The organism is Mycobacterium sp. ACS4331 (assembly GCF_001667265.1).
Taxonomy (GTDB): domain Bacteria; phylum Actinomycetota; class Actinomycetes; order Mycobacteriales; family Mycobacteriaceae; genus Mycobacterium.
This window is the reverse complement of record NZ_LZHW01000087.1, coordinates 94,296-120,496: the sequence shown is the minus strand read 5'-3', so window position 1 is coordinate 120,496 and position 26,201 is coordinate 94,296. Positions and strand designations below refer to the sequence as shown.

Here is a 26,201-nt window from a genome sequence, read left to right as displayed (position 1 = left end):
GAGGTTCGATGTCGACCGATGCGACCATGACGGCAGATCTCGCGGCCCTGGATCCCCAGGAGCTGCGGGCACACTTGAGCCGAGCCGATGCCGGGGTGCTGGTGGCGGTGCTCGCACAGTTGACGGGCGATGCGGGCGCGGTGGACCGCTTCGCCGCGAAGATCTCGTTCGTCCCCGACCCACCGGAGCAGGCCGGTGTCACCGATCCCGAGACGCTCGAAGAGTTGGTCGGAGCGGTGATCGACGCGCTGCACGCGCCGCGCCCGGACACCGCGCTGGCCTTCGATGACGCCGGGCTGTTCGCCAAGATCGCGCCGCTGGCGTTGGGCACCGAGGTCGCGCCGGAGTATGTGGACCTCCTGCTCGAGCAGGGTGGTTTCCGTCCGTCCCAGCCGGTGTTGCCGCGGGCGGCGAAGCTGCCCAGTGACTTCAAGGTGGTGATCGTCGGTGCCGGTATGGCCGGAATGGCCGCAGCCCTGGAATGTGCTGCCGCGGGCATCGACTACGAGATCATCGACCGCAACGACGAGGTGGGCGGCACCTGGTACACCGCCGTCTATCCCGGGATCGGGGTGGACACCCCGTCGGCGTACTACTCGCTGTCGCGGGACATCAACGCGGACTGGTCAAGCTATTACCCGCAGGGCGCCGAGTACCAGAGGTACCTGGAGTCGGTTGCCGACAAGAACAGTCTGCGCGAGCACATCCGGTTCGGCACCGAGGTCGAGGCGCTCTGGTGGGATGAGGAGCGCCGCCAGTGGCAGGTCCACACGGTCGGTCCCGACGGCACCCGGGACGTCAGCCACGCCAACGTCGTCATCCCGGCTGCGGGCTACCTCAACCGTCCCAGATGGCCGGACCTGCCGGGCCGGGACAGCTTCACCGGCGTGAGCGTCCACTCCGCCGAGTGGGACCCGAACCTGGACCTGCGCGGCAAGAAGGTCGCGATCATCGGCGCCGGGTGCACCGCGGTGCAGGTCGTGGACGCCTGCGTCGACGACGTCGAGCATCTGACGGTGTTCCAGCGGCAACCGCACTGGGTGGCTCCGCGGAAACGACTCAGCGACGACGTGCCGGACCACCGCCGCTGGCTCAACACCCACATCCCGTACTACGCCAACTGGAACCGGTTGAAGTCGTTCTGGGGCACCGCGGACAACAACCACCCGGTCATCCTTCGGGATCCGGAGTGGGCCGCCGATCATCTGTCGATCTCGCCGGCCAACGACGTCCTGCTGCAGATGTGCCTGGAGTACATCGACCGGGTCTTCGGCGCCGAATCCGAACTCGCCAAGAAGGTCACCCCGGACTTCGCCCCTTACGGCAAGCGCATCATCCGCGACCCGGGCGGCTACTACGCGGCTCTGACCCGGGAGCACGTCGATGTCGAGGCCAGCGAACCCGCCCGGGTCAACGAGCGGGGCATCGTCACCGAGGACGGCCGACAGATCGAGCTGGACGTCATCATCTACGCCACCGGCTATCACTTGGACTTCCTGTCGACAATCGACATTCGGGGCCGGAATGGGCTGCGGCTCAGCGAGTTCTGGGGTGACAGTCCCAGCGCCTACCGTGGTGGCCTGGTTCCTGGTTTCCCCAACCTGTTCATCTCGTCGGCTCCCAACTACAGCCCCGGGCACGGCGCCGGACACAACTTCGGCGTCGAGGTGATGGTCCACTACGTGATGGAGTGCCTGCAGCTGATGGCGCAACGCGAGGCCGCGACGATCGAGGTCACCCCCGAGGCATTCGAGGGATACGTGCGCCAGATCGACGACGCGATGGCGAACACGGTGTGGTGCCACACGCCCACGGCGCACACCTACTACCGCTCGGGCGGTGGGCGCATCGTCACCGCGTTCCCCTTCCGGCTGATCGATGTCTGGCAGAGCCACCGCGCTCCCATCGAAGAGGACCTCACACTCCGGTGACGAAACTACTCAGTGGCAGAACAGCATTGGTGACCGGCAGCAGCCGTGGAATCGGACGCGCGGTGGCGCAGCGCCTGGCCGCCGAAGGCGCTGTGGTGGCGGTCACGGCCCGCTCCTATGAGCCGTCCCCGTCCACTCGGGCCGGGCAGACCACGGCGCTGCCCGGGACCATCGGCGAGACCATCGAGCTCATCGAGGCGGCCGGCGGCAGCGCATTCGGCATCGCGGCGGACCTGGAGGACGCCGAACAACGCGCCGGCCTGGTCGATCAGGTGATCGAGCGGACGGGCCGACTCGACATCCTGGTGAACAATGCCGGATACGCCGACTACTCGGTCATCGAGGACATGCCGATCGAAACGTTCGACCGCACCGTCGAACACTACGTCCGCACCCCGTTTGTGCTGACCCAGAAGGCCGTTCCGCACATGCGAAGTCAGGGCGGCGGCTGGATCGTCAACATCGGGTCGGTGACGGGACTGGCACCGGTACGGCCCTATCGTGAGTACAACAAGTCCTCCGGCGACGTCGTGTACGCATCGATGAAGGCCGCGCTGCACAGGTTCACCCAGGGCGTCGCCGCCGAACTGCTGGACGACAACATCGCGGTGAACGTGGTCGGCCCGTCCAGTGCGGTCCGCACGCCCGGGGCGGCGAGCCTGATCCCGGACACGTTCCCCACCGAGCCGGTGGAGTACCTCGCGGAGACCGTGCTGGCGATGTGTCATCTGCCTGCGGCCGAACGCACCGGACTGGTGGCGTTCAGCCTGCACTATCCGTGGTCACAACAGCTTCCGGTGCACAGCCTGGACGGCCGCACGCTGCTTCCGCCGCTTCAGCCCCCGGCGTCGGCGAACCCGAACATCCTGCCCGCAGGTATGTGAGCCGAGCCGGTCTCACCGGAGAATGGGTGTCTCGCTCAGGCAGAAACTGTGCGAGACACGTTCACGCACAACGACATCGGGGCACTCGGGGTCGAACCAGCGGTCCACCACAGCCCAGTGGATGGGGTGCATCAGATACGGGCCCATCAACCCGTCGACGTCGGTGAACTCCTGCTCGAAGACGTGGGTCCATGCGGTGGCGCCTTCGGCATCGATGACCCGGCTCAGCTGCCAGGCCCGGATCGTGTCGACGTAACGCGGCATGGCCTGCAGCTCGGCCTCGAAACGTGCCACGGTGTCCGACGGGGTGTCGGGGTGCACGCGCAGCAGCAGCGTCCGGTACACCGTGCCCGGTGCGCCGATCACGACCGGTTCGCCGTCGTAGGTCGCGCCGTTGACGCGGGTGACAGCCGGATCGGCCAATGCGGTCGCCAGGGTCGATTCGGCGTCGCGCCACTGCGACTGATCGGCGAAGCGGAGATGCACCAGGACGTCGCCGCCGTTGCGTGAGCCGGGGTCGGTCGGTTCGACCACCCAGCGCAACGCCCCAGTGTCTGCGACAGCGCGGCGGACGGCCGCGAGCACCCGCTCGCGCTCGGAAGCTTCGACGTCGAGCAGACGCGTGACGTTGAACATCAGAGGTCCTGACCGCAGAGCGCATCGACGTCGGCGGCCGGTGCGGCGACCGACCGGGTCCGTTCCACCACCAGCTCCTCGATCTCCGACCACCATTGGCCCAGGCCCGGGTCGGGACGGCCCTTCCACGTCATCTGCCACCAGGCCAGCGGGCTCGGCAGGGACCACGTGACCGTGACGGTGTTGGACTGGTCGTCGAACCAGATCGGCGGGCTGACCAACACGCTCTGCAGCGACATCCCGCGCTCCCGCGCTCCCGGTGCGTACTCGGCGAGGTACCGGTCGACGAAGAGGCGGGCCTGCCCCGGCCTGGTCAGCACCCTGTCGATGACGAACACTTCACCGTCGGCCATGTCTGCGAGGTTAGGGACGGCACCGTCGCGCGGGCCGAGGAGATCCCGGCCATTGGGAGACCGCCGTTGACCACCGCGCTCGCGAGGTCAACGGTGATGAGATGACCGATCTGAGCCCCGATCCGTTCGCCCCCGTCAAACTCGGGCCCGTGCAGTTGCGCAACCGGGTCGTCAAGGCTGCGACGTCGGAGGGCCGCTCGCCGCACGGCCTGGTCACCGACGACCTCATCGACTTCCACCGCAGCTTCGCCGAGGGTGGGGTCGGGATGACCACGGTGGCCTACTGTTGCGTGTCCCCGGAGGGGGCGAGCGCGCCGGGACAGATCGTCATGGATGCCCGGGCCCTGCCGGGACTGCGCAGACTCACCGACGCGGTGCACGCCGCGGGGGCCGCGATCTCGGCGCAACTCGGCCACGCCGGCGTGGTGGCGCAGAAGAGCCTGACCGGTGTCACCGCCGTCGCGCCCAGCAGATTCATCAACCCGACGTCGTTCGCGTACTGCCGCGAGATCCGACGCGAGGAGATCCGCGCCGTCATCGACCAGTTCGCCGCCGCGGCACAGATCGCGGTCGAGGCCGGATTCGACGCTGTGGAACTGCATTTCGGCCACCTGTACCTGCCCAGCTCGTTCCTCAGCCCGCGGATCAACCGCCGGAAGGATGAGTACGGCGGCGACATCGACAACCGCTCACGGCTCGTCCGTGAGATCGCACAGCGAGTCCGCGACACCGTCGGGGACCGCATCGCCGTGATCGCCAAGCTCGACATGGATGACGGCCTGCCGGGCAGCATCTGGATCGACGAGGCGCTGCGCACCGTGCAACTGTTGGACGCCGACGAAGCGCTGGACGCCATCGAGCTGACGCAGGGCTCGTCGGTGTTCAAGCCGATGTACCTGTTCCGCGGGGATGTGCCGGTCCGAGAGTTCGCCGAAGTGATGCCGCCCGCGCTGCGGCCCGGAGTGCGGATCATGGGCAAGCGGGTGATGGGCAGCTATCCCTACGAGGATCTCTACATGCTGCCCGCGGCCCGTCAGTTCGTGCCGGTGGTGCGCAACACCAAACTCATTCTGTTGGGCGGCATCACCAACCGGCAGCACCTGGAGACCGGGATGCGGGAGGGGTTCGACTTCATGGCGATGGGCCGGGCGCTGCTGCGCGAACCGGACCTGGTCAACAGGATGATCGCCGACGCCGGGGTGCGCAGTCGCTGCAACCACAACAACAAGTGCATGGTGACGGTCTTCGGGCGCACGCACTGCGTCCTCGACCCCGATCAGCGCTACGGCGTCGCTGCGCCGCTGGCCACGAACTCCGACAGGGCCGCGCACGCCTGAGCGCGGGCCCGCTCGCAGATGTCGAGCGAGGGCATGGTCATGAAGCCGTGCACTCCGCCTTCGAAGAAGCGCTGTGCGACGGGCACACCGGCTCTCTGCAGCGCCTCGGCGTAGGCGAACCCCTCGTCGCGCAGTGGGTCGTGTCCGGCGACCACCACGACGGCGGGGGGCAACCCGGTCAGGTCCTTCGCCTGCAGCGGCGACGCGTACGGGTCGGTCCGGTCGGCGTGCGCCGGCACGTACTGGTCCCAGTACCACTGCAGCGCGGGACGCGGGTTGTAGTACCCCTGGCCGAACTGCCGGTAGGACTCGGTGTCGAAGTCGGCCGCCAGGACCGGATAGAGCAGCAGCTGGCCGGCGAGTTCGGGTCCGCGCCGATCACGCGCCATTAATGCGGTGACCGCCGCCAGGTTGCCCCCGGCGCTGTCGCCGCCCACCAGCAGTGCGCCGGCGTCGTCCCCGAGTTCGGTGATGTGCGACGCCGCCCAGCTGGTCGCGGCGTACAGATCCTCGGCCGCCGCGGGCCAGCGGCCCTCCTCGGGGGCGCGCCGATAGTGCACCGAAACCACCACGGCGGGAAGACGATTGGCGAAGTCCCGGCACAGCCCGTCATGGCTGTCCAGGTCGCAGAACACCCATCCGCCGCCATGGGCGTAGACCAGAGTCGGCACCGGCCCGGCGTCGGCGGCGGTCGGGCGGTAGATCCTGACATGGAGCGGTCCGTCCGGGCCGCCGATGGTGCGGTCCTGCACGTCCGCCACCGGCTCGGGGGACGGGGACGGCGTGAAACGCGACCTGATCGCGGCCCGAGCCTCTTCGCCGGTCATCGTCTGCACCGGCGGAAACCCGGCGTCGAGCGCCTCGATCATGCCGGCGATCTGGGGGTCGAGGCTCATGCGTACTTCCTGGCGGCGGGCGCCGCGACCGGGTGGCCGCGCAGTGGCCGCATCGGCTGCAGCGTCGGCGCGACGCGGACCGGGCCACCCTCCACGGCGCGCCAGATACCCATCGCGGCCATGCGCAGCGGCGCGACCATCCGCTGGTCGAACATCATCCGGTTCATCGGTCCACAGACCGACACCGCCGCAACCGCCTCGCCTGGGTCCCCGATGGGCGCGGCCACACATCCGAAGCCCGGCAGGGACTCCTCCCGGTCGAAGGCGATGCCATGCGAGCGGACCTTCGCCAGCTCGCTGCGCAGCTGGGCGTGCGTGGAGATCGAGTACTTGGTTCGGCGGGGCAGCACCTCGGCGTCCCACAGCGCGACATCGCTCTCGTCGGCGAAGGCCAGCATGGCCTTGCCGACGGCCGTACAGTGCGCCGCCTGACGTCCGCCCACCCGGGTCGGGATCGCCGCGGCCATCCGGTTGCCGACCTTCTCCATGTAGACCACATCGGAGCCTTCGAGGACGGCGAGGTGGACCACCAGCCCGGTGGCCGCATGCAGTTCGTGCAGCGTGGGGATGGCAGCGCGGTGCAGCCGGTCCTGGTGCACGGCCAGCGAGCCGAGTTCGACCAGGCGCATGCCCAGTTCGTAGTCCCGGCCGTTGCGGCGCAGCCAGCGCAGCTGCACGAGGCGCTCGAGCATCCGGTGTGCGGACGAACGGGGCAGCCCGGTCCGGCGCACGATCTGCGCCAACGTGAGTCGGCCCGGTCCGTCGAACGCGTCGAGGACGAGGGAGACGCGGTCGATGACGGCGCTCGGCGTTTCGGGCGTCGCCGGCTTGGTGCTGGGCGCGGGCGGGGCGATGGACGCGGTCATGGATCCTCCAGGGCTGCATACTCCTAATAGGCATATGCCTAATGCGCATATATCTATCACACATATGTGTCTGCTGTCACATAGATGCCGATGATGCGCGTCCGAGCACGCAGAAAAGCCGGGCAGCACGTATGTGCTGCCCGGCTCTCTCTCACCTACGGCGAGCGCGCTGGCATCCCCCCGCGAGCGCCCGTGTCTGTACGGCGCCACGCCGTGAAATGCGTACAAAAGGGGCCGCTCGCGGGACGGAAACCGGCCGCTCAGCGCCCGAACGTCATGGCCGCATGGCCGCCGGAAGGTCGTCGACCCACTGGTGGCCCCAGTAGCTGTCGGCGGTGATCTCTTCGGCGGTGTACTCGTTCTCTTCGACCAGCATGCCGTCGGTGCCGAACTCGATGTCCCAATCACCCGGTGCGCGGACGTAGAAGGACACCATCTTGTCGTTGGTGTGTCGCCCCAGGGTGGACGACAGCCGGAATCCGTCCCGGTTGACCCGGTCCAGCGCCTGCCCGACGGCGTCGAGGGTGTCGACCTCGACCATGAGGTGGATCAGGCCCGGATCGCGCAGTGTCGAGGCCGGGCACAGCGCCAGGCTGTGGTGACGCTGGTTGACGCCGAGGAACCGCACCCGGACGGGCCCGAACTCCGGCGGCACCGGAACCCGGAACGCGCCACGGGACAGGAAGCCGAGCACCTCGGTGTAGAACTCGAACAACCCGTTGACGTCCAGGGCGGGCATCACGACGTGACCCAGTCCCAGGCCGCCGGTCACGAACTTCGCGCCGAACGGGGTGACGACCGGACTGTGGTCGAGCACCGGACCATGGAACACCTCCAGCGCGTTGCCGGCCGGATCGTCGAAGGCGATGACCTGCTCGACGCGTCGAGCGTCGGCCTCGGCCAGCGAGAGTTCCTTGTAGGGGACGCCGGCCGAATCCAGTGCGCGGCAGACATCGTTCAGCGCTGCGCGGTCGCGTACCTCCCAGCCCACGGTGACAACCTTGTCGGTGTCACCGGGGGACACGATGATGCGGGCGGACCGCTCGTCCATCCGCAGGTACAGCGAGTCCGCGTCAGGGCCACTGCCCTGCGCAAATCCCAGGACGTCGAAGGCGAATTGGCGCCAGCGTTCGATGTCGGTGGCCTGAATACGCACGTAGCCGAGGCTTTTGACCAGGGGCGTGGTCGTCATCGAAGGTCGTCCTCTCAGATCATCGCCCGCAGCGGGCCCTGCGGATCGACGCCGAGGGAGCTGAGCGCCGATGCGTGATAGATCGTGCCGGGGGTGTGGATCGCGTGGACCTGGCCGACGTGGACGTCACGCCAGTACCGCTGCAGCGGCTTGTCCATCCGGGTTCCGTTGCCGCCACAGCGCGCAAAGATCTCGTCGACGGCGGACACCGCGCGCCAGACGGCACGGATCTGGGTGCGCCGCCCCGCCGCCCGGTCCTCGAACGACACCTCCTTGCCCGCGGCCACCATGTCGTAGATGCGGTCGGCGTTGGCGAGCAGTTCTTGGCGGGCGGCGTTGATGTCGGCGGCGGCCTCACCGATGGCGTACATGACGTAGGGGTCGTCCTTGATCGCAACGCCACTGGAATTGACCCGCTGGCGCTGATAGTCCAGCGCGGCGGCCAGGGCGCCCTCCGCGATGCCGATCGTGGCCGAGGAGATGCCCAACGGGAACATCGTGGACCAGGGCATCAGGTAGAGCGGTTCGGTCATGCCGGCCTCCCGCTGCGCGGTGCCGTCCATGACCTTCATGCCGTCCATGGTCCGGTACGCCGGGACGAAGGCGTCGCTGACGATGACGTCCTTGGAGCCGGTGCCTCGCAGGCCCACGACGTCCCAGGAGTCCTCGACGATCTCGTAGTCCTTGCGCGGCAGGATCATGTGGAGCATCTGCGGCGGCATCAGCGGCACGCCGTCGGCGTCGCCGACCATGGCGCCGAGGATGATCCAGTCGCAGTGGTCGGTACCGGAGCTGAACTGCCAGCGGCCGTTGAAGATGTAACCGCCGTCGACGGGCCGGGCGACGCCCTGGGGCGCGTAGGGCGAGGCCACCCACGTGTCGACGTCGTCGGCCCAGATCTCGGCGGCGACGCGCGGATCGGCGTACGCCAGTTGATAGGGATGCACACCGACCACGCCGTTGATCCATCCGGCGGAGGGATCCAGCGCGGCCGTGGCCATCACGGTCTCGGCGAACTCCCGGGGATGAACCTCCAGGCCGCCATGGCTTTTCGGTTGAAGCAGCCGGATGCTGCCGATCTCCTTCATGACCTTGACCGTGTCGTCGGTCAACCTGCCGATCTTCTCGGCTTCAGCGGCCTGCTCGCGGAGCTGATCAGCGAGTTCGGCGACGCTGTCGATCACCCGTTTTGTCATGCTCACAATGGTGGATCGGCGGGGTGCCTGTCCGCCAGGCCTCTCCCGATGAGCGGGCCGGATTCACCCGTGCTCAGAACTCGACCCGGACCGTCTCCGACTGCGGGCGGGCCTGGCAGGCCAGGAAAAGCCCGTCGGCGATGTCCTCCTCTTCGAGGATGGCTGCGTTACCGCGGTCGATCTCACCCTCGACCACTGTGGCCACACACGACCCACAGTTGCCCTCCCGGCAGGAGAAGGGCACCTCGATGCCCGCCGCCAGCATCACGTCCACCAGGTTGTGCCCCTTGGGCCAGCGCAGGGTGTGGAGCTGACCGTCGAGGGAGATCTCGGCCGCTGCGGCCTCGCCGGTGTCCGGGATGTCCTCGATGGGGACCTCGGCGAACGGGTCGCCGGTCAGGGACTGGAAGACCTCCAGGTGGATGTTCTCGCGAGGAGTGCCCGCTTCGGTGAGGGCATCCTTGACCACGGCCATGAACGGTTCTGGTCCGCAGATGAAGGACTGGTGGCCGTTGAACATGCGGGCGAAACCGCCCATCTGCGCACGAGTGGGCAGACCCTGGATGGACTCGAGCCAGTGCAGAACGGTGAGGCGTCCCGCGTAGCGGGCCGCCAACTCGCGCAGCTCGGCGGCGAAGATGACCGAGCGCTCGTCACGGTTGGCGTAGCACAGCACGACCCGACCGGTGCCCCCGGCGAGCACCGACTTGAGGATCGACATCACCGGAGTGACACCGCTGCCGGCCGCCCACAGCAGGAAGTCGGCGTTCAGATCCTGTGGCGTGAACACCCCGGCCGGGGGCAACACGTCGATGGTGTCGCCGACGGCGACGTTGTCGCACAACCAGTTTGATCCGTATCCGCCCACGGTGCGCTTGACGGTGACCTTCGGGGCGTCGTCGGTGTGCGGGGAACTGGCCAGTGAATAGCACCGGGCCACCGAACCGGTCTGATTGCTGGGTATGCGCAGGGTGAGGAACTGGCCGGGCCGGTATTCGAACCGCGACTGGTGCTCGTCCGGGACGGCGAACACCAGGGACTTGGTGTCGTGGCTTTCATCGATGACCGCGGTGACGGTCAGCGAAACGGCGCGCGAGGTGGCTCCTGTGGATTCGGCGTCGGACATGGCACGCATTCTGACCTCGGTGAGGCCGCCACAGGACCGGTGTCACCGGTGGCCGGGAGAAATATCCCAATGCCCGTTGACTGGGAAGCGTCGCCGGGCGCCTGTCCGCGGGCGGCTTACCGTACGCGACGTGAGTACCGCGACCAACAGCCATGTCGATGTCGTTGTGGTGGGCGCCGGATTCGGCGGCCTATACGCCCTGCACAAGTTCCGTGAGCAGGGCCTGTCCGTCCGGGTGTTCGAGGCCGCCCCGGAAGTGGGCGGCACGTGGTACTTCAACAGGTACCCGGGCGCGCGGTGCGACGTCGAGAGCCTCGACTACTGCTACTCGTTCTCCGACGAACTGCAGCAGGAGTGGACCTGGACTGAGAAGTACGCCACCCAGGCCGAGATCCTCGACTACATCAAATGGGTCGCCGACAAGTTGGACCTGCGCTCCGGCATCACCTTCAACACCAGAGTGGTCTCGACCGTTCTGAACGAGGACACCCTTCGGTGGACTGTCAGCACCGACACCGGTGAAGTGGTCACGGCGCGTTTCGTGGTGATGGCGACTGGGCCGCTCTCATCGCCGTTGACACCGAACATCCCGGGCCTGGACACCTTCGGGGGCGAGGTCCACCACACCGCGCACTGGCCGCATGAGGGTGTCGATTTCACGGGCAAGCGTGTCGCGGTCATCGGGACCGGTTCGTCCGGCATTCAGTCGATTCCGCACATCGCCGAGCAGGCGAGTCAGCTCTACGTCTTCCAGCGCACGCCGAATTACAGTGTCCCCGCGGGCAACCGGCCGCTGACGGCGGACGAGATCGCCCACGCCAAGGCGACCTACGCCGAACGGCGCCGGATGTCGTGGCGCAGCGGGGGCGGATCGCCGCATGTGGCTCATCCCAAGCTGACCATGGAGGCCACGCCGGAGGAGCGGCAGGAGGCCTTCGAGAAGCGTTGGGAACTGGGCGGTGTGCTGTTCTCGAAGACGTTCTCGGACCAGATGCTCAACCTCGAGGCCAATGAGGAGGCCCGCAGGTTCTACGAGGCCAAGATCCGGGCGGTCATCGACGACCCCGAGGTCGCCGAACTGCTGATCCCGAATGACCACCCCATCGGCACCAAGCGGATCTGCACCGACACCAACTACTTTCAGACCTTCAACCGCCCCAACGTCAAGCTCGTGAGTGTCCGTAAGACGCCGATCGAGGCGATCGATGAGACCGGCATTCAAACCTCCGACGCCCACTACGACGTCGACGCCGTGGTGCTGGCCACCGGGTTCGATGCGATGACGGGAACCCTGGCCAAGATCGACATCATCGGCCGGGGTGGCGAGCGTCTCGTCGACGACTGGGCCGATGGCCCCCGCACCTATCTGGGGCTCGGTGTCGACGGCTTCCCCAACCTTTTCCTGGTCTCCGGCCCGGGTGCGCCCGCGGTCCTGGCCAACATGGTGTTGCACGCCGAGGCCCACATCAACTGGATCTCGGAGGCGATCGGTCACCTCGACAAGCACGGATACGACGCGATCGAGGCCACGCCGGACGCGGTGGACAACTGGATCGCCGAGTGCAACCAGCGTGCCGATGCGACGCTGTTCCCGAAGGCGAACTCGTGGTACATGGGTGCCAACGTGCCCGGGAAGCCTCGGGTGTTCATGCTCTTCATCGGCGGCTTCGCCACCTATCTCGACATCTGCGCGGACGTGGCCAACGCCGGATACAAGGGATTCGCCCTCCTCAAGGCCCAGTGATGTGGGGCCTGGCAGGCAGGGTCGCGGTGGTGACGGGCGCCGGTCGCGGGACCGGGCGGGCGCACTGCGAACAACTCGCTGAGGCCGGCGCCGACATCATTGCGGTCGACAGCCCTGCCGCTGCCGACGATCTCGAGGCCACCGCGGCATCGGTCCGCGCCCGAGGCCGCCGTTGCGTGGTCGGTGTCGCCGATGTCCGGGACATCGATGCGCTGACGGCGGCGGTCGCGGCAGGTGTGGCGGAGGTGGGGCCACTGCACGTCGTGGTCGCCAACGCCGGCATCCACGCACCGGGCGCCCCGACCTGGGAGCTGACTTCTCAGGCCTGGCAGGACACCCTGGATATCAACCTCACCGGGGTCTGGCACACCGTGAAGGCGGCGGTCCCCCATATCGGTCCCGGTGGGGGATCTGTCGTGATCATCAGTTCCACCAACGGTATTCGCGGCACCGCCAACACCGCGCACTACACCGCAAGCAAGCACGCCGTGGTCGGATTGGCGCGCACGCTCGCCAACGAACTCGGACCGCGCAGCATCAGGGTGAACACGGTCCACCCCGGTGCGGTCGCGACGCCGACGGTGCGCAACCAGGCCACCTACCGCAGGCTGTGTCCCGACATCGAGAACCCGACCGAGGCGGATGCCGCCAAAGTCCTTGCGGCACGCAACCTTCTTCCTGTGCCCTGGGTCGAAACGGTCGACGTCGCCAACGCTGTGGTGTTCCTGGCGTCTGACGCCGCCCGTTACATCACGGGCACGCAGCTAGTGGTCGACGCCGGACTGACCCAGAAGGCGTGAGCCCTGGGTCGGGCCGCTGGGCGGCGACACCCCGAACTCCTCAACTTTCCCGTTCGAATGCCCGCCTATGAGCGATTTTCGGACCCCATGATCACCGGGGACGCGAAAATTCGCTCATAGGTGGGCATTTCACACACCTATCTCGTGGTGACGTGGGACGCTTCGTACGCCGGCGCCCCAGAAGCGGTCACGATTGTGCGGTGGCCGCTCGTCAGGCCTGCGCCAGGAACGACAGCACAGTCCGCTCGAAGGCGGCCTTGGCCTCGATCATCACCCAGTGCCCGCAGTTGGGGAACACATGGAACTCCGCGTTCGGGATGGTCCGCATCGGAATCAACGCCATATCCAGTGGGCTGACCCGGTCATCCCGGCCCCAGGTGAGCAGGGTTGGGGCGGTGAGTTTGTGCATCACGGCCCACGGCATCGGGAAGTCGGCCGTGCGCATCATCTCCATCATGGCGGCGTAGGCGGCCTTGCCGTACATGCGCCGCGCCGCGGCCAGCGTCTCGGGGTCGGTGGCCAGCGCCCATCGTTCCTCGATGAGTTCCTCGGTCACCAGGGCCGGGTCGTAGACCATGGAGTGAAGCCAGTCGATCAGACGTTGCCGGGTGGGGTCCTCGGTGAACTCCTGCAGCAGTCGGATGCCTTCACTGGGACCGGGGCTGAAGATGTTGGTGCCGATCCCGCCGATCGTCACCAGCCTGCCGACCCGCTCGGGATTGTTGATCCCGAAGTTGATTCCGACCCCACCCCCCATGGAGTTGCCGATGATGTCCACGCGGTCCAGGCCGAGGGCGTCGGCGAACTGAACCACGGCGCCCTGTGCGTCGATGACGGGGTGCCCGCCGAAGTCGTCGCTGACCCCGAAGCCCGGGAACTCCAGGACAAGGCAGCGGTGGTGCTCGGCGAAGACCGCGAGGTTGCCGCGGTAGTTGCGCCACCCCGTGACGCCGGGACCCGATCCGTGCAGCAGGAGCAGCGGCGGCCCGTCGCCGGCCTCGTGATAGCGCAGCACACCGCGGGGCGTGGAGACTTCCCGCAAGGTGTCCTCATGAGTGAAAGTCGGCATCTTCACCTTCCTGTAGTTGACGGCCCGAATCTGATCAGACGCCGTCTCGACAGCGAATCACAGTCGTGGGGACGGGTGAGCGGGAGGTTGGTTGACTGAGTGAGCGCAGACTCGGCGGGCGGGTCAGGCCCCCAGTACCAGCATTTCGACGCGATCAGCTGGCTGGGTGCCGGCGTTGGCGGCGATGATCGAGATCGTCCGCGCTAAACGCTGGTGCAGGTCAGGAAATGTTCTCCGGCCCTGGGCGATGGCCTGGACATTGGTGAGCCACACGTCGGCCACCAACGCCGCGACGTGCCGATGGTGCCGGAGCCCAGTGGTCCGGCTCGCGTCCATCGCATCGGCGAACAGGTCGATGAGCGCATCCCGCACGAGCTCGGCTCTGCCCACCGCCAGACCGTCCGCGTGCAGGTACGCCCGCGCCACGGTGTCTGCGAATCGCGGTTGCGACGACATCTGGTCGGTCAGCGATCCAACCACGCTCATCAGCTGACTGTGCGGATCGGCCAACCCCGCCTCGGCGAGCGCGGTGCCGGGCTCAAACGTGCTCAGCCAGTGGCTGAAGCACTCCAGCAGCAGATCGTCCTTGGAGGGGAAATGCTGGTAGACGGTGCTCGCCGACACCCGGGCCGAACCCGCCACGGCCCGCATCTGCACTGCGTCGTAGCCGTCGAGGGCCTGCTCCAGGGCGGCCTTCAGAATTCGGTCGCGACGGCCGCCGCGATCAGTGCGAGTCAATTCCCCTCCACCTCATCTGGTGGTCACGGACTGTAAGGCCGGCATGGGCCGGATGGGTGACCGGCTCTCGTTCACCGGGAACTCGCCGCCCGCACTGCCGCGGGGCGCACCGCCATCCGGTGACGGCGCCGTCGCCTCCCGCTGAGCGAGACACGTTTCGGCGCGGACTGCGGTGTCGCCCCACGATGTGGCCGTGCCGTTGCGATCGATACTCATCGGATGAGTGCGCCCGTCTCGACCGACACCGCCTCGATTCGGCGTGTCGCGCTGTCCAGCCTGCTCGGGACCGCGATCGAGTACTACGACTTCCTCGTCTACGGCACGATGAGCGCGCTGGTTTTCGGCATGGTCTTCTTCCCGGACTCTGATCCCGCCGTCGCGACGATCGCCGCGTTCGGGACGTTGGCCGCCGGATACGTCGCACGCCCGGTGGGTGGAATCCTGTTCGGGCACTTCGGTGATCGGGTCGGCCGCAAGTCGATGCTGGTCCTCACCATGGTGCTGATGGGTTGTGCCAGCTTCCTGATCGGGCTGCTGCCGACCTTCGCCACCGTGGGTGTCCTGGCGCCGATTCTCCTGGTCACGTTGCGCGTGATTCAAGGCGTAGCCATCGGCGGGGAGTGGGGCGGTGCCACCCTGATGGTGGCCGAGCACGCCGCCTCCGACCGGCGCGGGTTCTGGAATGGCGTGATGCAGATGGGCTCGCCCATTGGATCGCTGTTGTCGGTGGGCGTGGTCGCGGTCATCACGCTGTTGCCCGACAGCGACTTCGAGTCATGGGGGTGGCGAGTTCCGTTCCTGCTCAGCGCGTTGCTGCTGGGTCTGGGGATCTACGTCAGGCTCTCGGTCACCGAGAGTCCGGTGTTCGAACACGCCCGCGAGTCACCTCCGCCGGCGCGTCCGCCATTGGTCGAGGTGTTGCGGCGACCCCGGAACCTGCTGCTCGCCTGCGCGGTCGGCATCGGGCCCTTCGCGCTGACCGCCCTGATCAGCACGTACATGATCAGTTACGCCACCGGGATCGGGTACAGCCGCACCGACGTGATGACGGCGCTGGTGGTCACGTCGACGACCGCCCTGGTGACGATCCCCGCATTCTCGGCGGCATCGGACCGGCTCGGCCGCCGCGTCGTGGTGATCACCGGAGCGGTCGGCATCGTCTGTTACGCGTGGCCGTTCTACGCGCTGGTCGACACGGGTTCATACGCGTTGTTCCTGGCCGCGATGATGGTCGCGCAGGTGTTGCAGTCGATGATGTTCGCCCCACTGGGTGCGCTGTTCTCGGAGATGTTCGGCACCGCGACCCGCTACACCGGCGCGTCCATGGGGTATCAGTTCGCCGCGCTGCTGGGTGCCGGATTCACCCCGCTGATCGCCAGCGCGATCCTGGCCGATGAGGTCTCGAGCACGCCTCTGATCATGATTGCGGCAGGGTGCGGCCTGATCACCATCCTGGCCATCGGGCGCGTCGGTGAGACCCGGGGCAGTGATCTCCAGTCTCTGTGACTCAGCGTGACGAGGTCGCGAGAGGCTGCCTGGACCAGTCGGCCATCTTACGAGTCGGTGACCAGTTCCGAGGCGGCTGACCGGGCCCTGGGCATGGTGCGCCCGGGTGCCGAACCTGTCACGGAACAGACTGCATGACAACGTCTTTCGGGCATCGCTGACAAGCTTGAGGGGGACGGGATGCGCCCGTTCAGGGTGATCGCGGGCGCCGTCTGACGGCTGGGTCGCGGTCGGCGCGGTGGTTACATTGGCGGAGTGTCGTATCGAGCGACGCTCAGACCGCCGATGTCCCCGGCCGGCACGCCGAACCGGTGGTGGTGAACCATGCCCGCCGACATCGCCATCCACTTCTTCCTGCAACTGGCCGTGATCCTGGCCGCGTGCCGAGCCGCAGGACTGGCGGCGCGGTGGTTGGGCCAGCCGCAGGTGGTTGGCGAGATGGTCGCCGGGGTCGTCCTCGGGCCGTCACTGCTGGGCCGGGTGTCACCCGACCTGCAGAACGCTCTGTTCCCGCCGGGCACCGCCAACACCATGCTCTACACGGCGGCGCAGATCGGCCTGGTGCTCTACATGTTCATCATCGGCCTCAACTTCGATGTCAACCACGTCCGACACCGCGCCGGCACCGCCGCAGCGGTGTCGGCTGCCGGCACCGCGGTCCCGCTGGCACTGGGTGCGCTGGTGGCCATTCCGCTGCTCAACAGTGGGGGATTCTTCGGTGAGCGGGTCACCCTCGGCATGGCGATGATGTTCCTGGGCGCCGCCATCGCGATCACCGCCTTTCCCATGCTGGCCCGCATCATCTTCGAAAAGGGGCTGTCTGGAACGTCTTTGGGAACGCTGGCGCTGGCGTGCGGTGCGACGTCCGACGCCATCTCCTGGTGCGTGCTGGCCGTCGTACTGGCCGTGCACCGCGCCAGTCCGGGCATGGCGGTGGTGGCGATCGTCGGCGGACTGATCTACACCCTGGTGCTGTTCACCGTCGGACGCCGGGCCCTCAGGGTGCTCGGCACCACGGCCGAGCAGCAGCAGGCCATCACTCCACCGGTGCTCAGCACTGTGCTGATCTTGCTCATGGCGTGTGCCTGGCTCACCGACACCATCGGCATCTACGCCATCTTCGGGGCCTTCATCCTGGGGGCGGCCATGCCGTCGGGGGTCTTCGTTCCGCTGCTCACCGACAGGCTGGAACCGCTGACCACCAGGCTGCTGCTGCCGCTGTTCTTCGTCTATTCGGGGTTGAACACGCAGATCGGCCTGGTCAACACCCCGGCGCTGTGGGCGGTCACCCTGGCGCTGCTCGTCGTGGCGGTCCTCGGCAAGGGCGTGGCGTGCGCGCTGGCCGCGCGAATGAGCCGGGTCCCGATGCGCGAATCCGTCGCGCTCGGTTCGCTGATGAACGCCCGCGGGCTCATCGAACTCATCCTGCTCAACATCGGACTCGAGGCCGGCATCATCACGCCCACCCTGTTCACCATTCTGGTGCTGGTCGCCATCGTCACCACGCTGATGGCCTCGCCGGTGTTCGAGTTCGTGTACGGCCGCCACCGCGGGACGGCCACCGCGCCCGACGGTCACAACACCGGCGTGCGGGCGCCGGCCGAAAAGGGGTACTCGCGTGGACGTGCGTAGCCGGCTGGACGAACTCGACACCGAGACTCGGGCCGCGTTGGCGCGCCGACTCGGGCAGCGGATGGCCGCATCGGCGCCGTCGGCAGCAGATCACGACGTGGCGATCGTCGGAGGCGGGGTCGCCGCGCTCACGCTGGCGCTGGAGATCCGGGCCCAGCGGTCCCAGACCAGGATCCTGCTCGTCGAGCCGATCAGTCATCCGGTGCCCGAGGTCACGCACACCGTGGGTGAGTCCACGGTCGAGGTGTCCGCGCACTACCTGCGGGACCGCATCGGTCTCACCGATCACCTCACCACCGCGCACATCCGCAAGATGGGACTGCGGATGTTCTTCTCCGACAACGGAAACACCGACATCGCAACCCGGATGGAACTGGGCAGCAGTTCCTTCGTCCCCCAGGTGACCCATCAGATCGACCGCGGCAGGCTCGAGAACGAGCTGTATCGGCGGTGCCTGTCGGCCGGCGTGACCGTCGTGCAGGGCCGGGTGCGGACCGTCGGAGTCGGCGACGACAGGCACACCGTCTCGATCCAGACCGACGCCGGCACATCGGACACGACGGCACGCTGGGTGGTCGACGCCTCGGGTCGCAACCGGGTGCTGACCCGCCAGCTCGGTCTGAGGCAGCCCACCGGACACCGCTGCAACGCGGTCTGGTTGCGGATCGCCACCGAGATCGACGTCGGTCGGTGGACGGCCGACCCGCGCTGGCACCAGCGTCTGGTCGAGGGTGACCGCGCACTGTCCACCAACCACCTGATGGGTGACGGGTACTGGGTGTGGCTGATCCGCCTCGCCTCGGGGGCGACCAGCGTGGGCATCGTCGCCGACCCGGCCGTCCACGCGTTCACCGAGTTCAACACGCTGCCCAAAGCCATGGAGTGGCTGCGCCGCCACGAACCGCAGTGTGCCGCGGAACTGGCCGAGCACCACGATCAGATCAGGGACTTCCGCGTCATGAAGCGCTACAGCCACGCCGCGGAGAAGGTCTTCGACGGTCGGCAGCGCTGGTGCGTCACCGGCGACGCCGGGGTGTTCCTGGACCCGCTGTATTCGTCGGGGCTGGACCTGGTGGCCATCGGCAACGGTCTGATCACCGACATGATCGTCCGTGAACTCGACGGTCAGGACGTCGTCCCGCGCTCGGCGATCAGCGACTCACTGTTCCGGTCCCTGGCCGAGATGTGGCTGGCGGTCTACCAGGACCAGTACCGCCTGATGGGGTCGCCGGCGGTGATGTCGGCGAAGGTCGTCTGGGACATCGCGTTCTACTGGGGATTCATCGGTCTGCTCTACAGCAACAACCGTTTCGTCCGGGTGGCCGACGAACCTGAGTTCGTGCCCGAACTGGGCGGGGTGATCGCGCTGAGCAACCGCATGCAGCGGTTCTTCCGGGAATGGGCCGCGGTCGCTGACCCCGCGGTCACGGTGCCCTTCGTCGACATGTACCGGCCGCTGGGCTTCATGGTGACCCTGCACGCCGCCATGATCGGCCCGAGCCCGGATTTCGCCGCGCAGTTCGACGCCAACACCACACTGTTGCGCCACGTCGCGGGGCAACTCGCCGAGTTCGTGCTGGCGGACACCTCGACCCGGTTCGACGACGACGCCGCCATGCGGCAGGTGCAGGCCTGGCAGGCCGACCCGCTGCTGCGTGAACTGCGCTCGGTGCACCGGCGTGAACAGGCGGTGAACCCGCTCAGCCCCGACTGGATCGTCACCGCCTCCACGGCACTGGCGGCCACCTGACTCGGGCGACAGGTTGCGCCATCTCCCAGCGGGTACCCATCCAATCTCACGGCGGTGACGAAGTACTCAAGAGCCGTTTCGTGCGACCAGGGGGTGCTGATGCCTGTGACCGACCGCTCACCGAGCAGCCACGAGTCGCTGGCGATCGTCGGAGTGGGATGCCGGCTTCCTGGGGATGCCCATTGCGCGCAGAGCTTCTGGAAGCTGCTGTGCAGCGCGGTCGACGCCACCGGCGACGTCCCGGAAACCCGGTGGAACGCCGCGCGTTACCACGACCCCAACCCGGCCAAGATCGGCAAGATCGTCACCCGGAGAGGTGGATTCCTGGACCAGATCGACCAGTTCGATCCACAGTTCTTCGGCATCTCCCCGCGTGAGGCGCATTCGCTGGACCCGCAGCAGCGGCTGCTGCTGCAGGTCACCTGGGAGGCGCTGGAGGACGCCGGTCTGCCCGCCGACACCGTGGCCGGCACCGATGTCGGCGTGTTCATCGGCGGATTCACCCTGGACTACCAGCTGCTGCAGAACCAGGGGCGCACGAGCCGGTACCGGTTCAAGCCGCATTCGGCCACCGGGATGATGATGACGATGCTGGCCAACCGCATCTCGCACGCGTTCGACTTCCGCGGCCCCAGCATGACCATCGACACGGCGTGTTCCAGTTCGCTGGTCGCCGTGCATCTGGCGGCACAGAGCATCTGGAACGGCGAATGCTCCGCGGCGATCGCCGGCGGCGTCAACATCATGATCGGACCGAACACCGCGATCGCGGAGTCCAAGAGCGGATTCCTCAGTCCGCAGGGACGCAGTCGGGCCTTCGACGACGCGGCCGACGGCTACGCCCGCGGCGAAGGGGGTGCGGTCGTCGTCGTCAAACCGCTGGCGCAGGCGCTGCGCGACGGTGACGACATCTATGCCCAGATCCTGGGCACCGCGGTGTCGCAGGACGGCCACACCGACGGCATCACGGTGCCCAACGAGGAGGCGCAGGAGGCCGCGATCCGGACCGCGCTGCGGCGGGCGGGCGTCGAGCCGATCGAAGTGGGATATGTGGAGGCGCACGGCACCGGGACACCGGTCGGAGACCCGATCGAGATGCGCGCGCTGGCGAGTGCCCTGACCGGAGATCGACCGTCGTCGACCCCCCTGCTGATCGGCTCGGTCAAGACCAACATCGGCCACCTCGAGGCCGGCGCCGGCGTAGCCGGGCTGATCAAGGCCGCCCTGGTGCTCAAGCACGGCTACATCCCGGCCAACCTGCACCTGCGAACACCCACCAGGCAGGTGTCGTTGTCGGACCTCAAACTCGACGTCCCCGCCTCGGGCCGCCCGTTCCCCGACTGTGCACGGCGCGTCGCCGGGGTCAACTCCTTCGGCTTCGGCGGCACCAATGCCCATGTGGTGCTGGCCGAACCGCCGGCTGCGGCCTCCGCCCCGGTGTCCGCCGCCGCGACCGATTCCTCGGAGTCGCCCACCCTGTTGCCGGTGTCGGCGCGCAGCGCGGAGGCGCTGACCGCGACGGCAGGCCGGCTGGCCGAGCATCTCGGGCGTCAACCCGACATCAGTCTGACCGACCTCGGGTACACCCTGGGGCAGCGTCGCGCCCACCTGCCGCACCGCGTCGCGTTGACCGTCGAGCACGTCGAAGACGCCCGCCGACAGCTCGAGGCCCTCGCGCAGGACGGGCAGGTCGCGACCGAACGGGTCGCAGCACCGAAGGTCGCGTTCGTCTGCACCGGCATGGGACCGCAGTGGTGGGGGATGTGCCGCGATCTGCTGGAACGGTTCCCGGTGTTCGCCGACAGCATTCGGCGCACCGATCGGGAACTGTCCCGCTATGCCGACTGGTCCCTGCTTGAGGAGCTTCAACGCGACGAAAGTCGTTCGCGGATGGGTGAAACCGAGATCGCCCAACCCGCCAACTTCGCGATCCAAGTGGCCCTGGCCGAGCAGTTGGCCCACTTCGGGGTCACCGCGGACGCGGTGATCGGGCACAGCGCCGGGGAGGTGGCTGCCCACCACCTCGCCGGCCTGCTCACCTTCGAACAGGCCGTGCACGTCATCCACCACCGCAGCCGACTGCAGCAGCGCACCACCGGCCGGGGCGAGATGATCGCCGTCGGTCTCGACGCTGCGAGTCTCATGCAGACCATCGACGAGGAACTGCGTCAGCAGTTCGACCGTGGCGTGTCGGTGGCGGCGATCAATAGCCCGTCCTCGGTGACCGTCGCCGGCGACGCCGACGTGCTGGCACAGCTTGAGCAGCAGTTGGTGCGAGCCGAGGTCTTCCATCGCCGGCTGGCGGTCGCGGTGCCCTACCACACCCACCACATGGAGTCGATCAAAGACGAACTGATGGCCGCGCTGGCCGGGCTGTCCTCGAAAACCGCTTCGTCACGGCTGTATTCGACCGTGACCGGTGAAGTCCTGGACCGCTATGACGCCGGTGCGGCGTACTGGTGGCAGAACACTCGCGCGACCGTCCTGTTCGAACCGGCGCTGCGTCGCATGCTCGACGACGGCTACACCCACTTCGTCGAACTGGGACCCCATCCCGTCTTGGCCGCGTCAATCCTGGAAACCGCAGGTGCGCAACGGGTGTCGGTGATCGCCGCGCAGCGTCGCGGTCACGACGACGTCCGAGCGCTGTTGAACTGCCTCGGCGTGCTGCACTGCCAGGGCCGGGATCTCGACTGGACGACGCTCCAGCCGCGCGCCGGTGCGCGACTGCTCAAGCTGCCAGGTTATCCCTGGCAGCTGAAGCGATTCTGGAATGAGAGCCATGAGGCCGAGGAGACGCTGCACTACAAGCCGGTGCATCCCCTGCTGGGACAGCCTGTGCGGGGCGTGCATCCCACCTGGGAGGCCGAGATCAGCACCCGCAGCACGCAGTTCCTGGCCGGGCACCGAGTGCAGGGCTCGGTGGTGCTGCCGGGCGCGGTGTACGTCGAGATGGCGCTGGCCGCCGGGCGGGAGACCTATGGGTCCGATCTCGCGGTCGACAACCTGGTGCTGCACCGCGCCGTCCTGCTCAACGACACCTGCGATCCGGTCCTGCGCACCACGCTCAACCAGGATGACGGCTCGGTCGAGTTCTCCGCGTTCACCGCGACCGCCGACGGGGATCTCAAGTGGATGATCTGCGCGACAGCCGAACTCAACACACTCGCGCGATTCCCACACCGTCGTGTCGAGCACGGCGACGATGCGGGTCCGGTCACGTCGATGAGCGGCGAGGAGTTCTACCGTCGCACCGAGAATCTCGGGTTCGACTACGGCGAGGCGTTCCGTTCGGTGACGAGCGTGACCGCTGGTCACGACTGGGCCGTCGCCGACATCGCCGTCCCGGACGCCATCGCCGACGACCTGAGTCAGCACCGATTCCATCCGGCGCTCATCGACGCGGCTTTCCAAACCCTGTTCGGCGCCCCGTTCTCCGGACAGCAGGGCAGCGACGACCCCTATCTGCCGACCCGGATCCGGCACTGCGCGGTCTACGGTCCACCCGCGCAGAAGATGACCGTGCACGTCAGCGTCGCCGCGGCGGGACCCGATGCCGTCGACTGTGACATCACGGTCAGTGACCGCTCCGGGGTCACCCTTGCGGTCTTCGACGGGTTCACCGTGCAGTCGCTGCGGACGTCGTCGCGGATGTCCACCGAGCACATCGACAAGAGCCTGTACGAGCTCCAGTGGGTGGAGAAGCAAATTATCGAGCAGCGGGCCGCGTTCGAAAAATGCGCTGCACCAACGGAAGACGACGCCGCGTCGACGGCGGGATGGCTGGTTCTGGCCGACGAATCCGGGTTCGGCGATGCCGTCGCCGACGATCTGCGCGGGCGCGGACACCACGTCGAGGTGGTGCGGCACCGCGGCGGCCCCGCGCCCACCCCGCACGAGTGGAACCAGCGGATCACCGACTGTGCGCTGCGGGCCGGGAGCATCGCCGGCATCATCGACTGCTGGCCGGTGGACATGTCGCCCAGCCGCGCCGCGTCCGACGACATCGGCGCCCACACCGTGCTGCGCCTGGTGAAGGCGCTGGCGGCCGACCGCACGGTCGCGCCGCGATTGTTCCTGGTCACCGCCAACGCCCAACCCGCACCCGGAACCGACCTCACAGGGCTCGACCAGGCCGCGATCTGGGGACTCGGCCGGGTCATCGGTCACCAGGAGATGGCCGAGCGGTGGGGCGGCCTGATCGATGTCGACGATGCGGATGACTGCCACGACACCGCATCCCGAATCTGTGCGCACGTGCTCAGCGCGGACGCCGAGGACCAGCTCGCACTGCGCGGCGCCACCACCTTCGTGCCGCGGCTGCGGCCGTGCCAGACCCTGACCAACCCGTTCCCCACCAAGCTCGCCGCCGACGCGACCTACGTGGTCACCGGTGGCACGGGCGCACTGGGGCGCGTCGTGGCAACCCTGCTCGCCGAGCGCGGTGCCCGGCACATCACGCTGTTGGCCCGCACCGCGCTGCCGCCACGAGGGCGCTGGACCGAGCTGGTCAAGGACCACCCCCAGTTCGCAGCCGTCGAGACCATTCGGACCATCGAACGGCGAGGCGCCCAGGTCGACATCGCCTCGGTCGACATCTCCGATGCCGACCAGGTCCGGGCCTGGCTGAGCGAACACCATCGCCGCGGCGGGCGCGAGGTGCGCGGGATCGTGCACGCCGCGGGGTCAGTGCGCGACCAGCTCCTGGTCTCCCTCACCGAACAGGACTACGCGCAGGTGGTGGCGCCCAAGATCACCGGAACTCAGGTGCTGCACGAGGTTCTGCGTGGTCAACCGCTGGACTTCTTCGTGCTGTTCGGGTCGGCCGGCTCCACCATCGCCGCGCCCGGCCAGGGCAACTACGCCGCCGGCAACGCGTATCTCGACGCCTTCGCGCACCATCTCCGTGCGCAGGGCCTGCCGGCGCTGACCATCGGGTGGGGCCCGTGGTCGGTGGGCATGGTTGAGGAGCTCAAACTCGAGAAGTTGTACGCGCAGCGGGGGATTGAACTGATCACGCCCGCGGTGGGCGCACGAATCCTGGACCGGATGCTCAACCAGAACGTCGCCGCGGTGGTGGCGGTCTCGGCGGATTGGAGCCGGGCGCGGCACGCCGGGATGGGCGGCCGGCTGCCGCTGATGTTCGCCGACCTCGATGCCGGTGACAGTTCCGACTCCGACACCGCCGCCGAGACCTCCATCCTCGATGTCCTGGCGGTGACGCCCGAGGGGGAGCGGGTGACCGTCGTCGCCGACCAGGTGCAGCGGATGGTTGCGGCCGTATTCGACTGCGCCGTCGGTGACATCGAGCCCGACGACATCCTCGACGACATCGGCCTGGACTCCATGATGGCGATGGACTTCCGGGTGCGGATCAACACGGTGTTCTCGATCGACCTTCCGGTGCTGGAGATCCTGCGTGGGGTCAGTGTGAACTCGTTGTCGGCGCGGATCCTGGCCGAGCTGCACGCCATTCACGGTCAGGCGGCGCCTGTGGCCGAGGACCACGCGCCGACGCGCGGCCCCGACGAACTGGACCTGCTGCTGGAGGATCTGACCGAGGCCGAACTCGGGGAACTGCTCGCCGGCATCGAGGACGATGCGGTCGGGCCGGAGCGGAGAGAGCCGCGGTCGTGACCCGCGCGCAGGTTCGGCGACCACCGGCGGCCGACGGTGCGCCCGGGTGGGCGGTGCAGGTGCGGGGTCTGTCCAAGGCCTACGGCAGCACCGTCGCGGTGCGGGACCTGGATCTGGAGGTCGGATACGGCGAAGTGTTCGCGATCCTCGGTCCCAACGGCGCGGGCAAGACCACCACCGTCGAGATTCTGGAGGGCAACAGAAGACGGGACGCCGGAGTGGTACACGTCCTGGGCGAAGATCCCGGGCAGGCCGGTCGCAGGTGGCGCGCACGCATCGGCATCGTGTTGCAGGAGGTCAGCGATGCCGGAATGCTCACAGTCGCCGAAACCGTGCAGATGTTCACCCGCTGTTATCCGACTCCGCGGAACCTCGACGATGTGCTCGACCTCGTCGGTCTCAGCGCTGCGTCAGGGTCACGGGTGAGGGCCCTCTCGGGTGGGCAACGTCGCCGCCTCGACGTCGCTCTCGGCATCATCGGCCGTCCGGAGCTGCTGTTCCTCGATGAGCCGACCACTGGATTCGACCCCGAGGCGCGGCGCCAATTCTGGGACCTCATCCGGATTCTGGCGGCCGACGGCACCACAATCCTGCTGACCACCCACTACCTTGAAGAGGCGGCCACACTCGCCGATCGCGTCGCCGTCATCGCCGAAGGCACTGTCGTCGCGGTGGATTCGCCGGCGAGCCTGACCCGGCACGTCAACATGACCGCGACGGTTCGGTGGGTGGAGGGCGACCGGGTCCACATTGAACACACCGACTCACCCACTGAACTGATCCGGCAGCGCAGCCGCGACGGGGCCGAGTTGGCCGAACTGACCGTCACCCGACCAACTCTCGAAGACGCGTATCTGCAGTTGATCGGGCACACGTGATGCCGTCGGGCGTCGTGCAAAGAGGCGGGG

20 protein-coding genes are annotated in these 26,201 nt (G+C 67.9%); 11 read left to right on the top strand and 9 right to left on the bottom strand.

Features of this window, described 5'->3' with window-relative positions:
- Positions 1 to 8 precede the first annotated feature (8 nt).
- A complete protein-coding gene (locus A5727_RS20265; RefSeq protein WP_068253938.1) occupies positions 9 to 1,931 on the top strand; it encodes a flavin-containing monooxygenase in 1,923 nt (640 codons plus the stop codon).
- Entirely contained in the window at positions 1,928 to 2,815 is an 888-nt protein-coding gene (locus A5727_RS20260; protein ID WP_068253935.1) for an SDR family NAD(P)-dependent oxidoreductase, read from the top strand. The genes A5727_RS20265 and A5727_RS20260 overlap by 4 nt, the downstream gene beginning before the upstream one ends.
- A 12-nt stretch (positions 2,816 to 2,827) precedes the next feature.
- On the opposite strand, the gene A5727_RS20255 is transcribed toward A5727_RS20260, so the two are convergent.
- Both A5727_RS20255 and A5727_RS20250 read right to left on the bottom strand, forming a co-directional pair.
- Positions 2,828 to 3,451 (bottom strand): Dabb family protein, encoded by a 624-nt coding sequence (locus A5727_RS20255; protein WP_068253932.1) that lies wholly within the window; start codon positions 3,449 to 3,451, stop codon positions 2,828 to 2,830.
- A complete protein-coding gene (locus A5727_RS20250; RefSeq protein WP_068253929.1) occupies positions 3,451 to 3,804 on the bottom strand; it encodes a hypothetical protein in 354 nt (117 codons plus the stop codon). The genes A5727_RS20255 and A5727_RS20250 overlap by 1 nt, the downstream gene beginning before the upstream one ends.
- Before the next feature lie 101 nt (positions 3,805 to 3,905).
- Between A5727_RS20250 and A5727_RS20245 the strand changes: the two genes are divergently transcribed.
- Complete coding sequence (locus tag A5727_RS20245) at positions 3,906 to 5,141, top strand: NADH:flavin oxidoreductase (RefSeq protein WP_068253926.1); 1,236 nt, start codon at positions 3,906 to 3,908, stop codon at positions 5,139 to 5,141.
- Here the strand turns inward: A5727_RS20245 and lipP1 are convergent.
- The 5 genes from lipP1 to A5727_RS20220 all read right to left on the bottom strand — a co-directional run bounded on the left by lipP1 (position 5,087) and on the right by A5727_RS20220 (position 10,417).
- Positions 5,087 to 6,037: a LipP1 family hormone-sensitive lipase gene (gene lipP1, locus A5727_RS20240; protein ID WP_068253923.1), complete on the bottom strand. Its 951-nt coding sequence runs from the start codon at positions 6,035 to 6,037 to the stop codon at positions 5,087 to 5,089. The genes A5727_RS20245 and lipP1 overlap by 55 nt on opposite strands.
- Complete coding sequence (locus tag A5727_RS20235) at positions 6,034 to 6,903, bottom strand: IclR family transcriptional regulator (protein WP_068253920.1); 870 nt, start codon at positions 6,901 to 6,903, stop codon at positions 6,034 to 6,036. The genes lipP1 and A5727_RS20235 overlap by 4 nt, the downstream gene beginning before the upstream one ends.
- A 274-nt stretch (positions 6,904 to 7,177) precedes the next feature.
- Entirely contained in the window at positions 7,178 to 8,095 is a 918-nt protein-coding gene (bphC, locus tag A5727_RS20230; protein WP_068253917.1) for a biphenyl-2,3-diol 1,2-dioxygenase, read from the bottom strand.
- A gap of 14 nt (positions 8,096 to 8,109) precedes the next feature.
- A complete protein-coding gene (locus A5727_RS20225; protein WP_068253914.1) occupies positions 8,110 to 9,291 on the bottom strand; it encodes an acyl-CoA dehydrogenase family protein in 1,182 nt (393 codons plus the stop codon).
- 73 nt (positions 9,292 to 9,364) lie between these two features.
- A complete protein-coding gene (locus tag A5727_RS20220) occupies positions 9,365 to 10,417 on the bottom strand; it encodes a ferredoxin--NADP reductase (protein ID WP_068253911.1) in 1,053 nt (350 codons plus the stop codon).
- A gap of 169 nt (positions 10,418 to 10,586) precedes the next feature.
- Between A5727_RS20220 and A5727_RS20215 the strand changes: the two genes are divergently transcribed.
- Both A5727_RS20215 and A5727_RS20210 read left to right on the top strand, forming a co-directional pair.
- A complete protein-coding gene (locus A5727_RS20215) occupies positions 10,587 to 12,161 on the top strand; it encodes a flavin-containing monooxygenase (protein WP_231992177.1) in 1,575 nt (524 codons plus the stop codon).
- Positions 12,161 to 12,961 carry a mycofactocin-coupled SDR family oxidoreductase gene (locus A5727_RS20210; RefSeq protein ID WP_068253906.1) on the top strand — a complete coding sequence of 267 codons (801 nt, stop codon included), beginning with the start codon at positions 12,161 to 12,163 and terminating at the stop codon, positions 12,959 to 12,961. Before A5727_RS20215 ends, A5727_RS20210 begins: the two co-directional genes overlap by 1 nt.
- A 211-nt stretch (positions 12,962 to 13,172) precedes the next feature.
- Here the strand turns inward: A5727_RS20210 and A5727_RS20205 are convergent, their stop codons facing one another.
- Together A5727_RS20205 and A5727_RS20200 are read right to left on the bottom strand one after the other, a co-directional pair.
- Entirely contained in the window at positions 13,173 to 14,030 is an 858-nt protein-coding gene (locus A5727_RS20205) for an alpha/beta fold hydrolase (protein ID WP_068254364.1), read from the bottom strand.
- Positions 14,031 to 14,153: 123 nt separating this feature from the next.
- Positions 14,154 to 14,768, bottom strand: coding sequence for a TetR/AcrR family transcriptional regulator (locus A5727_RS20200; RefSeq protein ID WP_068253903.1), 615 nt, complete (start codon positions 14,766 to 14,768; stop codon positions 14,154 to 14,156).
- A gap of 19 nt (positions 14,769 to 14,787) precedes the next feature.
- On the opposite strand from A5727_RS20200, the gene A5727_RS28410 reads away from it, so the two are divergent.
- The 6 genes from A5727_RS28410 (at position 14,788) to A5727_RS20175 (ending at position 26,171) form a co-directional block, all read left to right on the top strand.
- Entirely contained in the window at positions 14,788 to 14,913 is a 126-nt protein-coding gene (locus A5727_RS28410; protein WP_286150208.1) for a hypothetical protein, read from the top strand.
- 74 nt (positions 14,914 to 14,987) lie between these two features.
- A complete protein-coding gene (locus tag A5727_RS20195) occupies positions 14,988 to 16,274 on the top strand; it encodes an MFS transporter (protein WP_068253900.1) in 1,287 nt (428 codons plus the stop codon).
- A 324-nt stretch (positions 16,275 to 16,598) separates the two neighbouring features.
- Positions 16,599 to 17,906 carry a cation:proton antiporter domain-containing protein gene (locus tag A5727_RS20190; RefSeq protein ID WP_082949919.1) on the top strand — a complete coding sequence of 436 codons (1,308 nt, stop codon included), beginning with the start codon at positions 16,599 to 16,601 and terminating at the stop codon, positions 17,904 to 17,906.
- A complete protein-coding gene (locus tag A5727_RS20185) occupies positions 17,899 to 19,656 on the top strand; it encodes an NAD(P)/FAD-dependent oxidoreductase (RefSeq protein WP_068254359.1) in 1,758 nt (585 codons plus the stop codon). Before A5727_RS20190 ends, A5727_RS20185 begins: the two co-directional genes overlap by 8 nt.
- A gap of 99 nt (positions 19,657 to 19,755) precedes the next feature.
- Positions 19,756 to 25,293 (top strand): type I polyketide synthase, encoded by a 5,538-nt coding sequence (locus tag A5727_RS20180; RefSeq protein WP_068254361.1) that lies wholly within the window; start codon positions 19,756 to 19,758, stop codon positions 25,291 to 25,293.
- Positions 25,290 to 26,171, top strand: coding sequence for an ABC transporter ATP-binding protein (locus A5727_RS20175; protein WP_157521473.1), 882 nt, complete (start codon positions 25,290 to 25,292; stop codon positions 26,169 to 26,171). Before A5727_RS20180 ends, A5727_RS20175 begins: the two co-directional genes overlap by 4 nt.
- Positions 26,172 to 26,201: the final 30 nt, after the last annotated feature.